15 protein-coding genes are annotated in these 14,355 nt (G+C 35.9%); 5 read left to right on the forward strand and 10 right to left on the reverse strand.

Translation table 11 applies throughout. The features are described from left to right. Positions 1 to 3: 3 nt before the first annotated feature. From AC5YGI_RS08665 to AC5YGI_RS08675, 3 genes are all read right to left on the reverse strand, one after another. Positions 4 to 867, reverse strand: a complete 864-nt coding sequence (locus AC5YGI_RS08665; protein WP_076594929.1) for a MotA/TolQ/ExbB proton channel family protein — start codon at positions 865 to 867, stop codon at positions 4 to 6. A 240-nt stretch (positions 868 to 1,107) separates the two neighbouring features. Then, positions 1,108 to 3,921, reverse strand: a complete 2,814-nt coding sequence (leuS, locus tag AC5YGI_RS08670) for a leucine--tRNA ligase (protein WP_330743870.1) — start codon at positions 3,919 to 3,921, stop codon at positions 1,108 to 1,110. Between the two features lie 173 nt (positions 3,922 to 4,094). After that, positions 4,095 to 4,571, reverse strand: coding sequence for a lipocalin-like domain-containing protein (locus AC5YGI_RS08675; protein WP_330743872.1), 477 nt, complete (start codon positions 4,569 to 4,571; stop codon positions 4,095 to 4,097). 145 nt (positions 4,572 to 4,716) lie between these two features. Here AC5YGI_RS08675 and AC5YGI_RS08680 point away from each other — a divergent pair, with 145 nt between their 5' ends. Genes AC5YGI_RS08680 through AC5YGI_RS08690 form a run of 3 tightly spaced genes read left to right on the forward strand, consistent with a single transcriptional unit; the run spans position 4,717 to position 7,152 of the window. After that, complete coding sequence (locus tag AC5YGI_RS08680) at positions 4,717 to 5,748, forward strand: acyltransferase family protein (protein WP_454511221.1); 1,032 nt, start codon at positions 4,717 to 4,719, stop codon at positions 5,746 to 5,748. Positions 5,749 to 5,770: 22 nt separating this feature from the next. Further along, positions 5,771 to 6,526 carry a glycosyltransferase family 2 protein gene (locus AC5YGI_RS08685; RefSeq protein WP_110008291.1) on the forward strand — a complete coding sequence of 252 codons (756 nt, stop codon included), beginning with the start codon at positions 5,771 to 5,773 and terminating at the stop codon, positions 6,524 to 6,526. Then, the gene (locus AC5YGI_RS08690; protein ID WP_454511220.1) at positions 6,526 to 7,152 is read left to right on the forward strand and encodes a calponin homology domain-containing protein; all 627 of its coding nucleotides are present in this window, start codon (positions 6,526 to 6,528) and stop codon (positions 7,150 to 7,152) included. Before AC5YGI_RS08685 ends, AC5YGI_RS08690 begins: the two co-directional genes overlap by 1 nt. Here AC5YGI_RS08690 and AC5YGI_RS08695 read toward each other — a convergent pair. The 7 genes from AC5YGI_RS08695 to AC5YGI_RS08725 all read right to left on the reverse strand — a co-directional run bounded on the left by AC5YGI_RS08695 (position 7,144) and on the right by AC5YGI_RS08725 (position 12,368). After that, a complete protein-coding gene (locus AC5YGI_RS08695) occupies positions 7,144 to 8,382 on the reverse strand; it encodes a 3-deoxy-D-manno-octulosonic acid transferase (RefSeq protein ID WP_496167997.1) in 1,239 nt (412 codons plus the stop codon). The two genes, AC5YGI_RS08690 and AC5YGI_RS08695, sit on opposite strands and share 9 nt — an antisense overlap. Before the next feature lie 5 nt (positions 8,383 to 8,387). Next, positions 8,388 to 8,732, reverse strand: coding sequence for a cupin domain-containing protein (locus AC5YGI_RS08700; RefSeq protein ID WP_496167998.1), 345 nt, complete (start codon positions 8,730 to 8,732; stop codon positions 8,388 to 8,390). Next, positions 8,729 to 9,196 carry a DUF1648 domain-containing protein gene (locus tag AC5YGI_RS08705; RefSeq protein WP_330743884.1) on the reverse strand — a complete coding sequence of 156 codons (468 nt, stop codon included), beginning with the start codon at positions 9,194 to 9,196 and terminating at the stop codon, positions 8,729 to 8,731. Before AC5YGI_RS08705 ends, AC5YGI_RS08700 begins: the two co-directional genes overlap by 4 nt. 22 nt (positions 9,197 to 9,218) lie before the next feature. Continuing rightward, entirely contained in the window at positions 9,219 to 9,935 is a 717-nt protein-coding gene (locus tag AC5YGI_RS08710; RefSeq protein WP_496167999.1) for a C40 family peptidase, read from the reverse strand. A gap of 86 nt (positions 9,936 to 10,021) precedes the next feature. Further along, positions 10,022 to 10,669 carry an O-methyltransferase gene (locus AC5YGI_RS08715; protein ID WP_202841554.1) on the reverse strand — a complete coding sequence of 216 codons (648 nt, stop codon included), beginning with the start codon at positions 10,667 to 10,669 and terminating at the stop codon, positions 10,022 to 10,024. A gap of 119 nt (positions 10,670 to 10,788) precedes the next feature. After that, entirely contained in the window at positions 10,789 to 10,944 is a 156-nt protein-coding gene (locus tag AC5YGI_RS08720) for a CCPGW family putative bacteriocin (RefSeq protein WP_407936191.1), read from the reverse strand. A 590-nt stretch (positions 10,945 to 11,534) separates the two neighbouring features. Continuing rightward, on the reverse strand, positions 11,535 to 12,368 hold the full coding sequence (locus AC5YGI_RS08725) for an OmpA family protein (RefSeq protein ID WP_202841555.1): 834 nt from the start codon (positions 12,366 to 12,368) through the stop codon (positions 11,535 to 11,537). An 87-nt stretch (positions 12,369 to 12,455) separates the two neighbouring features. On the opposite strand from AC5YGI_RS08725, the gene tilS reads away from it, so the two are divergent. Together tilS and AC5YGI_RS08735 are read left to right on the forward strand one after the other, a co-directional pair. After that, a complete protein-coding gene (gene tilS / locus AC5YGI_RS08730) occupies positions 12,456 to 13,808 on the forward strand; it encodes a tRNA lysidine(34) synthetase TilS (RefSeq protein ID WP_496168001.1) in 1,353 nt (450 codons plus the stop codon). Continuing rightward, entirely contained in the window at positions 13,781 to 14,341 is a 561-nt protein-coding gene (locus tag AC5YGI_RS08735; RefSeq protein ID WP_496168003.1) for an RNA polymerase sigma factor, read from the forward strand. Before tilS ends, AC5YGI_RS08735 begins: the two co-directional genes overlap by 28 nt. Positions 14,342 to 14,355: the final 14 nt, after the last annotated feature.

The raw sequence follows: 14,355 nt of genomic DNA on the forward strand, positions 1-14,355 counted from the left end.
TTCTTAGTTGAATTCAGCGAAAGACTGTTGGATACTCATAGAGATCTCGTCGATCTTGTAAGTTAATCCGTCAATTTTAGATGTAAAGAAGTTATAAAGGATAATAGCGATTGCTGAAGTACCAATACCTAAAGCTGTGTTGATCAAGGCTTCAGAGATACCAGTAGATAGAGCAGCAGCATCCGGAGTACCACCTCCTGAACCTAATGCGAAGAACGCCTTGATCATCCCGATTACCGTTCCAAGTAGTGCTACTAACGTTGCAACAGTACCTAAAGTAGAAAGGATCATCATGTTTTTCTCAAGCATTGGCATCTCAAGAGTAGTAGCTTCTTCGATAGCTTTGTTAAGCGCTACCATTTTCTGCTCTTTATTTAATGTAGTATCGTGAGAAAGTGCTTTGTAAGTAGTAAGACCTTCTTTTACCACGTTACCAACAGAACCTTGTTGTCTGTCGCACTCTTCGATAGCTTCGTCGATTTTGTTTTGGTTTAGTAAGCTTCTTACCTGTACAACGAAGTTGTCTAAGTTTCCTTTTCCAGCTGCTTTACCAAGAACGAAATATCTTTCAAAAGAGAAAACGATTACAGTAATCATGAAAGTAATCAAGATTGGTACGATAACCCCTCCTTTGTAGATAATACCTAAAAACGATTCTGGGTGAATGTCTTTTCCTTCAACACTTGAAAAAGCTACAGAACCACTTCCTAGTTTATCTGCATCTTTAAAGTTTCCTGGGCTACCAAGAACGAATAAATAAATACATACTCCTATAGCAAATAGAATAGGAATAATAACAGCTGGATTTAAACCTCCTGCCTTTCTAGCAACTACTTGCTCATCATTTTTTGAAACATTCATTTCCATATTTAACTAAATTATATTGTTTTAAAATTTTACAGGGTGTAAATTAAAGGCAAAATTAATTAAAATGCAAGAGTCTTAATTAAACATTTTGCTTTTTTTTGATAAAGAAATTTTAATACGATTTCGAAATAATAATTATTTTAAATTATTTTATTTATTTTTTCCAAATTTAACATTTGAATTAAAAAATCAAAAAAATAAGACACCCATTTTTTTTAATTTCCCAATGTTAATTTTTTTTTAAATTACGATATTCACAATACGGTGAGGGACTACAATGATTTTTTTAGGGGTTTTACCCTCCAAAATCTGTTGCATTTTCTCGTTCGAAATCACCAAATCTTCCACTTCCTTGGCAGATAATTGAGCTGAAAGCGAAATTTTGAACTTCATTTTACCATTTACGCTTACCGGATACTCAATTTCATCTTCAACCAGATAATCCTCATTCAATGCCGGGAATTTTTCAAATTCTATCGATGTACCGTGTCCTAGTAAACTCCACAATTCTTCACAGATGTGAGGAGCATACGGAGAAATGATAACGGCAAGCGGTTCTAAAATATTGCGTTTGTTGCATTTTATTTTCTGAAGCTCATTCACAGCAATCATAAATGATGATACGGATGTATTGAAAGAGAAGTTTTCAATATCATATACTACCTTCTTTATTAAGGTATGTAAAACTTTGTATTCTGCTTTTGTAGGTTCTTCATCTGAAACTTCAAATACATCTCCGTTGAAATAAAGATTCCAGAATTTTTTAAGGAAACCGTATACTCCGCTTAGTCCCTGTGTATTCCAAGGCTTGGATTGTTCCAGTGGCCCCAAGAACATTTCATATAAACGTAAGCCGTCTGCTCCGTACTCTTCACAGATGTCATCAGGATTTACTACGTTATATTTTGACTTGGACATTTTTTCTACTTCACGGTCTGTGATGTATTTTCCGTCTTCCAGAATAAATTCTGCATCTGCATAATCCGGTCTCCATGCTTTGAAGGCTTCAGTATCCAATTCGTCAGAAGTTCCTTTTAATAAGGATACATCTACGTGAATCTGCTGAGTCTGGTAATCTTTAGCTAAATTTTTAGATACATACTGATTCGTTCCGTCAATTCTGTACACAAATGCACTCATTCCCAAGATCATCCCCTGGTTGATCAATTTCTGGAATGGCTCATCATGGCTGATATAACCTCTGTCTTTTAAGAACATGTTCCAGAAACGGGAATATAATAAGTGGCCGGTTGCATGTTCGCTTCCTCCTATATATAAGTCTACCTGTCCCCAATAATCTGCTAACTCTTTTTTAACAAAAGTTTCTTCATCATTCGGATCCATATATCTAAGGAAGTACCATGAGCTTCCTGCCCAACCAGGCATCGTAGATAATTCTAACGGGAAAATTGTTTTATCATCAATAAGATCTGTAGCAACTACCTTCTGGTTAGCTTCATCCCATGCAAATTCTTTTGCATTTCCTAGCGGTGGATCTCCATCTTCTGTAGGTAAGTATTTTTCAACTTCAGGAAGTTCCAACGGTAAAGCAGAAGTTGGCAGCGTGTAAGGCATGCCATCCTTATAATATATAGGAACAGGTTCTCCCCAATAACGTTGTCTTGAGAAAATAGCATCACGCTGTCTGTAGTTGGTTGTTCCGTGACCGATTCCTTTTGTTTCGATCTCGGAAATTATTTTTGCTTTCGCTTCATTATAATGTAATCCGTTCAGAAAATCTGAATTTACACAAACGGAATCTTTAGAGTCAAAAGATTTTTCCTGAACATCCTCTTCAGTTTCTACAACTTTCTTGATTTCAAGATTAAATTTCTTAGCGAATCTATGGTCACGCTCATCATGTGCCGGAACCGCCATTACTGCTCCTGTTCCATATCCCATCAACACATAGTCTGAAATATAGATCGGCATTTTTTCATTGCTGAAAGGATTGATTGCATAACTTCCTGTGAAAGCTCCACTCACGTTTTTCACGTCAGACATTCTGTCTCTCTCCGTTTTTTTGGAAGTTTCTTCAATATAAGTATCTACTTCTACTTTTTGAGCATCTGTCGTAATGGTTTCCACTAAAGGGTTTTCCGGGGCCAATACCATAAAGGTTGCTCCAAAGATAGTGTCAGGCCTTGTTGTAAATACCTCAACAGTCTCGTCATGTCCTTCTACTTTGAACTGAACCTGTGCTCCCTGAGATTTTCCGATCCAGTATTCCTGAGAATCTTTCAACGGCTGCGGCCAGTCCAGCGTATTTAATCCCTGTAATAATCTTTCAGAATATGCGGAAATTCTCATACTCCACTGCATCATTTTCTTTTGGAAAACCGGGAATCCTCCTCTTTCGGATTTTCCATCCTTCACCTCATCGTTGGCCAGTACAGTTCCTAATGCAGGGCACCAGTTTACTGTCGTTTCTGCTCTGTAAGCAAGACGATAGTTTAAAAGGATGTCTTCTTTATCAATTTCGGAAGCATTCTTCCATTCTTCTGAAGTGAAATTTAATTCATCATTCTGATTGGCATTTAATCCTTCTGTTCCTTTTTCTTCAAAATGCCGGATCAAGGAATCAATAGATTCTGCCTTATCCGTATTTTTATTATACCACGAATGATACAACTGGATAAAAATCCATTGTGTCCACTTATAGTAAGAAGCATCCGAAGTTCTTACTTCCCTGCTCCAGTCGAATGAGAAACCGATTTTTCTCAGCTGCTCTTCATATCTGTTGATATTTTGTTCTGTAGTAATAGCAGGATGCTGTCCTGTCTGAATAGCATACTGTTCAGCAGGAAGTCCAAAGCTGTCATATCCTACCGGGTGGAGTACATTAAACCCCTGATGTCTTTTGTATCTCGCATAGATATCCGATGCAATATATCCCAGCGGGTGACCTACGTGAAGGCCTGCTCCTGATGGGTACGGAAACATATCGAGTACATAAAACTTAGGTTTGTCTGTGTTATTAGAGGTTTTATAGGTTTGATTTTCCTCCCAGTATTTCTGCCACTTTTTTTCTATCTGCTGATGATCGTAAAACACTTGATATATATGTTATATGTTAGACTGATTATTTTTTCTTTTTGTCAAGATTCACAAAATTAATGATTTTAAAGTAAATAGAAATTGAAATTATGATGAATTACAAATTCTACCCTCAACAAAAAAATCCCATCCGGAGATGAGATCTGTTTTATATCCTGAAGTATATACTATTATTGAGTAACTCTCTTGAAGGTATATGTTCTTGTCTGGAATATAGTAGGATCCTGAGTCTCCTCTCTTACCGCAAGATTGAGCGTTGTTGCATCCAAAGTAATCACCTTTGCATTCTGCGGTTCTACGAGTCCCTGAATTTTCATCTGAACATCTTTCCCTTCCTTATTATAAGTGTAATTGAATTTTATATCTGAAAGAATAGCACACTGACCTGGTGTAGCAGTATCTCCCCAGTTCGTTTTCCCTCCTTTGGAGTCAGCGCTGAACCACCATCTTGTCTGTTTCTGACAGTCTGTATAAGTAATCGTGTTAGAAACCGGGTCTTCACCAACTTCCACAGTGGTAACTACTTCTTTTAACGGTTGCCATGTCCCAACAAGAGGAGCTTCCAGAACAGTATCATCGTCACTGCTGCAGCCTGTAGCGGCAGCAAACAAAGATAAACCTGCAAATAGTAATGCTAATTTCTTCATAGATCAATTTTTTCAAGCGCTAAAATTATAATTTTTTTGATTTATATTACTATTTTTTATGAAAAATTATTTCATCGGCGATTATTTATATATATTTAAAAATAGGGACACCCCATTTTCCCTTTATTTAACAAATAATGAATACATGAGCATCGTTCATTCTATTAAAAAAGTTATTTTTGCAGGAAACAAAATACAAATGCAGGATATAACGAGAAACAATTTTGATTTTATACGTGTTCTCCTTGCCTTTATTGTCTTTCTGGGACATCTTGGCACACTCAGCGCTTCTCCTGACCTCAAGATTTTTGAGCACAGCCCTATAGAAATTGCTGTTTTCGGCTTTTTTGCGGTGAGCGGATTTCTTATTGCAAGGAGCTATGAAAGGTCTTCAAGCCTGAAAAGCTATTTAAAAAAGAGAATCAGAAGAATTGTTCCCGCCTACTTATTGGTTATTTTTTTATGCGCAATTTTATTAAGCCTGGTAAGTACCTATTCCTTCACTGAATATTTCAGCAATACACAAGTTTATAAATACCTATTTTGGAATTCATTATTTTTAAATTTTAAAGCACCCTGGCTTCCCGGAGTTTTTGGAAATCAAGCAGTGAATGGTGCCCTATGGACACTGAAAATAGAAATGTGCTACTATTTTGCGGTTCCTCTGTTGTTTTTGCTTTTCGGAAAAAACAATAAATACAGAAATGTAAGTTTGGTTATTCTATACTTCTTATCACTTATTTATCTCAATTATTTTGAATCTTTAAATAAAATTTCGATTGCCAAACAGCTCCCTGGAACATTATCCTATTTTATCCCTGGGATGTTGATTTACTTTAATTTTGATAAATTCATCCAACATAAAAATCTTATTTTCATCATTGCATTCGTTACTGTGTGGATTGACTTATTTTTAAAAGTTCAGCTTTTTTCTCCAATGATGATCGGGGTTATCGTAATGTATATCGCCTATTCATTTAAGTTTCTGAACAATTTCGGAAAATATGGTGATTTCACTTATGGGATTTATATCTTCCACTTCCCTATTATCAGAACTTTTCAGACTTTAGGATTGTTTGAAGATTACAATCCATTTGTAATGGCTTTGGTATGTATGTTGGTGGTTATTGCGGTAGGTGTAAGCTCCTGGCATCTTTATGAAAAAAGATTTTTATAATTTAGCAGTTTAAAAAACACAAATGAAAGATCTTGTCTCCATCATTACTCCCTGTTATAATTCTGCAGAATTTATCGAGGAAACCATACAGTCTGTTCTTAATCAAACCTACGAAAACTGGGAGTGGCTGATTACAGATGACCTTTCTAAAGATAATACTGTTGAAATCATTAGAAAATACAATGATCCGAGAATAAAACTACAGGTACTGGAGAAAAACGGCGGTGCAGGAAATGCAAGAAACAACAGCCTGGAAAGAGCCCAGGGAAGATATATTGCGTTTCTGGATTCTGATGACTACTGGTATCCTGAATATCTGGAAACAATGACGGATTATATGCAGGAACACAATGCAGAACTGGTATATTGTAACTATTCAAGATGTAACGAACAGCTTCAGCCTATTCTGAAAGATTTTTTGGCGGACAAAGTGGTTACTTTCTCCAATCTGCTGAAAACATGCCGCCTTGCACCGGTTTCCACAATGTACGACACGAAAAGGGTTGGAAAATTTTTGTTCCCCGTAAAAAGTAAACGTGAAGATCACGTCATGTGGCTGAATCTTTTAAAAGTGATTCCGGAAGGAATTCCTGTACAAAAGACACTGGCAAAATACAGAATGCGTGAAAACAGCGTTTCAAGAAATAAAAAAAATATCATCAAAGATCAGTATCTTGTCTATAAAGATTTCATGGGATTCTCAACAGTAAAATCATTGTATTATACGGCTAACTGGGCCGTAAACGGATTCCTGAAATATTCGAAAATTTTTAATTAATGGAATATTCAAAAGAGTTTAAAGCTGCGCTGAGTGCTTTTTCCGGAACGGAGAAAGACAAACTGATTTTCAGACTCCTGAGAAAGGATAAATTATTGTCGAAAAAGCTCTACTTTGAACTGATAGATCCGGAAACTACAGATGATAAAAGAAATGCCATGGAAGAACATGTGGAGGAACAGGTACTTCTTGCATCAAAATACGTGGGAAATGCCAAATATTTCCTGTCTACTGTGCGCAAAATAAGTGCTGAAATCACGGAGCATGTAAAAATCACGACCGATAAATTCGGAGAGGTTTCCCTGAATCTTCTTCTCGTAAACAAGGTATTGGAAAATAATGGTGATCTCAGCAGACAAAGGTTTGACAATGTTTACAAACTTTATATTTACATCATCAACAAAATCTTCAAATCTTTGGTCCTTATAAAAAAACTGGATGAAGATTACTGGATGGAAATTGATGAAAACCTACGTGATACCCTGAATAAAGTTTTAGAGAATCATTATCTGCAAAAGCTGTGCATCAACAATGGTCTTGACTTTAACTGGTTTGAATGTAACAGGATTCCCGACAACATTGATCAGATCATGAAAGATATTAAAAGCCAGGGATTTTTACGATAGAATTTTCTGAAGAATCATTCTCGTAGAGTCTGGCTTCCCATCTACAAATTTTTCAGCATTTTGAGACATTTCAGTAAGTTCTTCTTTGTTATCTTCATTCGTTAGAAATAAGACAAATTCTGAGGCTGTATACTCATCAGAGAAAGATTTCCCTCCATTGGCAGAGATCAGGTCGTCAGCTTCCGGATTCTTTTTGTAATGATTCCCAAAGATTACCGGAACACCAAAAGTGGCTGCCTCCAGAATATTGTGAAGTCCGGCATCATGAAATCCTCCTCCTACAACAGCTACATCTGCATAAGAATATAATCTGGACAATAAACCTATGCTGTCTATGATCAGAATGGGAGTATTGAAAGTTGAAGACCGGGTATTTTCTATTTCACTGTACAATAAGGCATCCGGGAATATATTTTTCAAATGCTCTACTCTTTTCAGATCGTGGGGTGCGATAATAAGTTTTACCGTATTATTTTTACGGGAAACCATTTCTGCTATTTTCTCTTCCGCATGCCATGAACTTCCAAAGACTATTGCTTTATTTTCACCAATAAAGTCTGCAATGAAATCTACATGATTATTTCTTTCCCGCAGCTGTTTTACTCTGTCAAATCTTGTATCTCCCGTTACGGAAGACTTTGTTAACCCAACACTTTTTGCCAAGGCCAATGAAAACTGAGTCTGATGAAAAAACCAATCCACATTTTTCTGAAGCTGTTTTACAAACCATTTTCCGTAGGAAGTAAAGAAAGATTGTCTTTCGTAGAACAGTGCCGAAATAACATAAATTTTTGTTCCTTTACTTTTCAGTTCAGCAAGGAGGTTGTACCAATAATCGTATTTAACCGTAAAAAATAGTTCAGTATTGAATTGATCTGTAAATTCTTTGACAGCCTTTTTATTGTCGAAAGGTAAATAACAAACAACGTCAGCAATGTGTTTCTTCTTAACCACATTTTCATATCCTGACGGAGAAAAGAACGTCACCAGAACTTTGTGCTGAGGAAAATTCTCTTGGAGTTTCTCCAGAACAGGTAATCCCTGCTCATATTCACCCAGACTTGCCGCATGCATCCAGATGACTTTATCTGTTTTTGAAAATGAAGATTTTACTTTATCCAAAGACTGCGTTCTCCCTTCAACGCCTTTTTTAGTTTTATCATTAATCAACGCGAAAGCCTTCATTCCGAAGGTAAGGAGACTGATGAAAATATTATATAAAAAAGCCATTTTACTTATTCTTTAATTTCAATTCTGTCATGATCCGTAGGAGGATTGGATATGACCAAAAACTCAATCTCTTCAGTAGATTCATTGGAGATAAAATTTTTTGCTCCCGGCTCAACAGAAATAGATTCTCCCTGGTTAACCAGGAATTTCCTTTCGTTGATATAAAATACGGCTTCTCCTTTCAAAATATAGAAAAACTGTTCTGCCACTTTATGAAAGTGCAGTTTCTCCGAAGTTGCTGCAGGCATCTTCTCCTGCTTTACGGATAAGTCCCGGGTATTTTTAAGGATCCAGCTGTCACATTGGTTCCCCCATGTATAATGTTCTGAATTATTTTTAGAATGTATCATTTAAACAGATAAGCAATAAAGAGTAATGCGGGAGTAAATAAAACGACTGATAAAAAGATAGTGGCCATTGAAATTCTGGGCTTGGCTTTATCATCAGCAGCATATCTGAACATATAGTCCTGAAGGTTGAGAAAAACCATTGCCAGTACAACAAAAAGAATTCTCAGTCCGATTTTCATAATTAAAAACTGAGCACCCATGTTCTGGTCTGTAATTTCTACCGGAAAATTAGTGTCTTCGGGATGTCTGGTGCCATAAGTGAATACAGCATACAATCCCAGCGCCAGTACAGGCATCAGAAAAGCATACATTTTCCCTCCAAATCCATCCGCTTTTCCTTCCATATCAAAATGGACGGGAATTCTCTCTGGCAGCGTGTTATAGTTTTTCAGGGTAAATCCCCATAAAAAAGCGACCCATCCAAAATTTAAAATATCAAAAATTGTAAAAAGAATATTTTCCATTTCAAATGAGATTGAATGAGGATTAAATTACACTTTTCAACACTCTCAGTTTATGAGTATGCTTATTCATTTCTTTATTGAAGATTCCGGTGGAATCCAGCGTGTCTATTCTTACTTTTCCGGAAGCATGAATGATCTTCTGATTCTCCAGCATAATTCCTACATGGATAATCTTTCCTTCTGCGTTTTCAAAAAAAGCAAGATCACCAGGCTGTGTTTCTTCCACGAAAGTAAGCGGTTCTCCTACCTCAGCCTGCTGTGAGGCATCTCTGGGTATTTTTATATTGTGAATTTTATAAACCAACTGGGTAAATCCCGAACAGTCTACTGCAAAAAAGCTTTTGCCTCCCCACAAATAAGGGACGTTCAGGAATTCTTTTGCTGTCAGAGCAATACTTTCGCGCACATCATGACTTCTTCTTGAAGCTACCACCGGAAATTCCACTTCTGAACCCATAGAAAGCAAAGTTTTTCCATCGTTCATTAATACGGAAGAAAAATCTTCGGTAACGACGGTCACTTTTCTTTTGGCCAGCTCTTCGTCTGTTACAGGCTTCAGCTGTTTGGTATCCATCCATCCTTCGTAGCCATCATAATGCATTTTTATTTTGGTCCAGTTTTTATTCACTTCCAGAATATCCACACTTTCTCCAAACAATATTTCCGTAACAATTTCAGCTCTGTCAGAATTTTCTGCACGAACCGGCGCTACTGTAACAATACAAACTCCTTTATTCATTAATTTTCAATTTAAAGATTGAATAATTTAAAGATTAAAAATACAATGTTGTATCTCTTTAAATGTTTAATCCTTGAATATTTCAGTTACTTTCTGCGAAGAAAGTTCACTCCATCACGCAAAGGTAAAATAAGATTTTCAAAATCTTCGTCTTTTGCTGCCAAATCATTTAATTCCTGGATCGACTGGGTAGATTTCAGTTTCGGATTTTCTTCCAGCACTTTCCCATACCATAATACATTGTCAAATAACACCACTGTTCCGGATTTTGTATGAGGTTTAATCAATCTGAAATATTCGGCATAGTTTTCCTTATCAGCATCTACAAAAATCAGATCAAAAAATTCATCTGTTTCTTTTAAATATTCCTTGGCATCCTGAAGTTTAAAATCGATCTGGCTGGCATATTCGCTGGATTCAAAGTATTTTTTAGGAAGATAGGCAAGATCTTCATTCACATCCAATGTGGTGATTTTTCCGTCTTTTGCCAATCCTGATGCAAGACATAAAGTAGCATATCCGGTAAATGTTCCTATTTCAAGAATATTTTTCGGCTGCAGCATCTGGGATATAATCGTCAGCAGTCTTCCCTGCTGATATCCGGAAATCATATGAGGCTGTGTTGTTTTCTGATACGTCTCTCTTCTCAGCTTTTTCAGAATTTCGGATTCCGAAGAAGCGTGCGCCTCCAAATATCTGTCCATTTCAGGATTCTTTTCTTCAAAAAAACTCATACCATTTTTATTTAAACAAATTTAAGGATTTTAAAGCTACTTTTTTAATTCAGGAAGAAGATACAAAAAAAGAGAGAAATTAATCTCTCTTAGATGCATCTATATACTTTAAAAGTTTATTATATTGCTATACAATATTCTCTTATACCAGCACAAACCCATCCCGGGCAACACTTTGTTTGCAGGCTGGTACAAAATATCTGTGGATTACACCCGTTAATAGCACCTTGTACAGTTTTCATTTCTCCTCTTGAAAGTTTTTTTGAATTTTTCATAATAATTTTAGTTTAGTATTAATTTCCTACTCTTTAAGATTTTCGGACACCTCTGTTATTATTTCCTTATATTGAGATTTAAATATACATATTCTTTTATTAATCAACTAATTATATACGTAAAAATTGCTTATTAACTATAAAAAATATGTATCTCAGTAAAAACCCCATATAAAATACCGTGAAAACACGGATGGTATTTTTGTGGTATTAGTTATAAGTTTGCAGTAAGAATAAGGGGTAAAAACACTAAGAGAAAACATGATGATTGCAGGAGAGACACAAACTAACCATGAGAATCACACTAAAGTTGTACTGAAAAGTAGAACTGATTCTTCTGCAGCAAAAAGTAAGAAAGAAATATCCACTTCATTTTTGCAACGAATTATTTCACTCCTGAAAAAGGAAGAATTAATTTGATTAAGAATAGATCCCGGCCACCTTCGGGATTTATTTTTGTTTTAAACGGTCGAATTTCATTTCCAATCTTTTCTTCAAAAAAATCGGCAGATTATATTCCGAAACAGATTAACACATCATAAAAAAATCCCGAATTGCTTCGGGATTTATGATGATATAGGGTGTAGTCATTATTTCTTAGGAGCGATATCCATCAGTTTCATAAACTCATCAAGTTTAGGCATAATGATGATTTCCGTTCTTCTGTTTTCTGCTCTTCCTGAAACGCTCATGTTAGTTGCTTTCGGGTTGTATTCAGAACGTCCGCCAGCAGTAATTCTTGCCGGATCAACTCCAAACTGAGTCTGAAGAACCTTAGCAACAGATGTACCTCTTAATGCAGAAAGATCCCAGTTGTCTCTTGGAAGGTTTGGAGAGTTCAACGGAGCGTTATCCGTGTTCCCTTCAATTAATACCGAGTATTTATCGTAATCATTGATTACTTTTGCTACTTTACCTAACACTTCCTGAGCGGCTGGTAAGATGTTGTAATCTCCCGTTTTGTATAACATTTTATCAGAAAGAGAGATCATTACTACTCCTTTCAATACTTTTACCTGTACATCTTCATCAGATACATTATCCAAAGATCTCTTCAGCTTATTAGACAATGCAAGGTTCAGACTGTCGTTCTTGGCATTACTGGAGATCAATTGCTTGATATAAGAATTGGAAGCATTGATTTCTCCCACCAGTTTATCAATGTTAGCAGAACTTTTTCCTGTGTTCGACAAACATGCATCAAGTGATGATTTTAAAGCATCATGCTGGCTTTTCAATAAGTTATTTTCCCCTGCCAATGCAGAGTTCTGAGATTTCAAATCCTGAATTTCTCTTTGTCTTTCCCCAATATTTTCAATACACTGCTTATAGTTTGTGCTCAAAGCATCATACTGCTTTTTGCTGACACAAGATGTCATCCCCAGCGCCATTGCAGAAACTGCTAAAATTTTTAAAATCTTCATAAATAATCATTTTTAGACTACTCAAAGTTAGGAAAATTCAATTGAATTATATCGGTTATCTTTGCATAAAAGAAATTCTCAACATATATGTTGAATAAATCAGCCTTTATCAGTCAGTTAAAAAATCTCGTTCACGAGCCGGAAAATCACACCTATCTTTTAGCAGTAAGCGGAGGAGCAGATTCTATGGTTCTGGCCTCATTATTCAGGGATTTCAGGCAGGAAATCCAAGATGCCGGATTTCAGTTTCAGGTAGCTCATATCAATTATAAGCTTCGGGGGAATGATTCGGATCTGGATCAGAAAACAGTGCAGGATTTTTGTGAGAAAAATCATATAAAATTTCATTTGTATGAAGTTTCGGAAAAAGACCAGAAGCCTGAAAATTCAATCCAGCTTTGGGCCAGAGAACTGCGATACCGTTTTTTTAACGAAATCAGGGAAAAAGAAAAGCTGGAATTTCTTGTTACCGCCCATCATCTTAATGACCAGCTGGAAACATTCATTATTAATCTTTCCAAAGCTGCCGGCATTAATGGATTGAGTGGAATTCCATCGAATGATAATAAAATCCTTCGTCCCCTTTTAAATGTTTCAAAAAAAGAAATTTATCAGTTTGCTGAGCAGAATACTATTGAATTCCGCGAAGACCTTTCTAATAAAAAAAGTGATTATCTGAGGAATAAGATCAGGAATGAGATTGTTCCGATGCTGATGGAGACCAACGACCACTTTCTGGAGAACTTCAGAAAAAGTTCTTTATACCTGAATCAAACCAAAGAGTTTGTACAACAACAGATCCAGGAAATAGAAAATCGCCTTACCGTATTTAACCAAAACTATAAAATCTTATCAAAGGGAAAGCTGGATAGTGAAAGCGATTTTGTAAAATTTGAAATATTAAAGAAATACGGATTCAATCAGGAGGAAGAAATTCCGAAAATTTTTAAAGCCGGAAATAACAGTTCTTTTTTTTCAAAGGAATATCAGTTGATTGTCAACCGGGATGAACTCATCTTTATTGATAAAAGTGAAAAAAAGGAAACTCCGGAAGAAATAGTACTGATCAAAAATTTTGATTTTTCCGAAAACCAGACGAGCATCAATCTCGTAGATGATATTGAAAACATTTCCGGAATCAATAAAGGATTTCAATGGGATTTCGATGCTGAAAAGCTTCAGTTCCCACTTCTTTTGAGGAAACAGCAGGATGGAGATGAATTTTATCCGACAGCGTTTCCAGGAAAAAAGAAAGTTTCTAAATTTTTCAGGGACGAAAAACTATCTCCTTTGATTAAGGAAAAGACCTGGTTATTATGTGACTCCGGAAACCATATCCTGGGAGTTATCCCTCTCAGACAGGATCGCAGATTTCAGGCAGACAGCACTACTCAAAAAAAGATAACTGTAAAGTGGACAGAAAAACAACTAATTCGTTAGCTGTTGATGATTTTAAGAAAGACAGCAATATAGCTTTTGGAATTTTATACCAACAGTATTTTGGTTATACCCAGAAATTCATTCTCAAAAATAAAGGCAATCTTGAAGATGCAGAAGATATATTCCAGGATGCACTGCTCATTCTGTACGAAAAGTTGAATGCTGACGAATTTAAAGTTCAGACCTGTCTGGGAAATTATATTATCGGAATTGTAAAAAATCTGTGGTTTAAAAAACTAAAAAACAGAAACTTTTATGTAGAGTCTCCTGAACATTATTTCATGGAACATCGGGAGGAAATAGGTACGGCCATTGAAAATGAAAGGTATTACTGGGAAAAACTGGTTGGTTATATCCAATCGATCTCTTCCCATTGTCAGAATCTGATTCATGACATTTTTATTGAAAACAAAAGTATAGAGGAAATTCAGAATAAATATCAGTATTCAAGCAGACATAATGCTCAGAATCAAAAATACAAATGTGTAGAGCAGATCAAAAGGATTAAAAATAATAGCATTTTTTCTACCTGACAATCAAATCATTA

The organism is Chryseobacterium sp. CS3K3.1 (assembly GCF_059515165.1).

What these genes read in the sequence shown, in the direction of transcription:
- AC5YGI_RS08665 (WP_076594929.1), bottom strand. Translation starts at nt 867, where the DNA reads ATGGAAATGAATGTTTCAAAAAATGATGAGCAAGTAGTTGCTAGAAAG.
- AC5YGI_RS08675 (WP_330743872.1), bottom strand. Translation starts at nt 4,571, where the DNA reads ATGAAGAAATTAGCATTACTATTTGCAGGTTTATCTTTGTTTGCTGCC.
- AC5YGI_RS08680 (WP_454511221.1), top strand. Translation starts at nt 4,717, where the DNA reads ATGAGCATCGTTCATTCTATTAAAAAAGTTATTTTTGCAGGAAACAAA.
- AC5YGI_RS08685 (WP_110008291.1), top strand. Translation starts at nt 5,771, where the DNA reads ATGAAAGATCTTGTCTCCATCATTACTCCCTGTTATAATTCTGCAGAA.
- AC5YGI_RS08690 (WP_454511220.1), top strand. Translation starts at nt 6,526, where the DNA reads ATGGAATATTCAAAAGAGTTTAAAGCTGCGCTGAGTGCTTTTTCCGGA.
- AC5YGI_RS08695 (WP_496167997.1), bottom strand. Translation starts at nt 8,382, where the DNA reads ATGGCTTTTTTATATAATATTTTCATCAGTCTCCTTACCTTCGGAATG.
- AC5YGI_RS08700 (WP_496167998.1), bottom strand. Translation starts at nt 8,732, where the DNA reads ATGATACATTCTAAAAATAATTCAGAACATTATACATGGGGGAACCAA.
- AC5YGI_RS08705 (WP_330743884.1), bottom strand. Translation starts at nt 9,196, where the DNA reads ATGGAAAATATTCTTTTTACAATTTTTGATATTTTAAATTTTGGATGG.
- AC5YGI_RS08710 (WP_496167999.1), bottom strand. Translation starts at nt 9,935, where the DNA reads ATGAATAAAGGAGTTTGTATTGTTACAGTAGCGCCGGTTCGTGCAGAA.
- AC5YGI_RS08715 (WP_202841554.1), bottom strand. Translation starts at nt 10,669, where the DNA reads ATGAGTTTTTTTGAAGAAAAGAATCCTGAAATGGACAGATATTTGGAG.
- AC5YGI_RS08720 (WP_407936191.1), bottom strand. Translation starts at nt 10,944, where the DNA reads ATGAAAAATTCAAAAAAACTTTCAAGAGGAGAAATGAAAACTGTACAA.
- AC5YGI_RS08725 (WP_202841555.1), bottom strand. Translation starts at nt 12,368, where the DNA reads ATGAAGATTTTAAAAATTTTAGCAGTTTCTGCAATGGCGCTGGGGATG.
- tilS (WP_496168001.1), top strand. Translation starts at nt 12,456, where the DNA reads ATGTTGAATAAATCAGCCTTTATCAGTCAGTTAAAAAATCTCGTTCAC.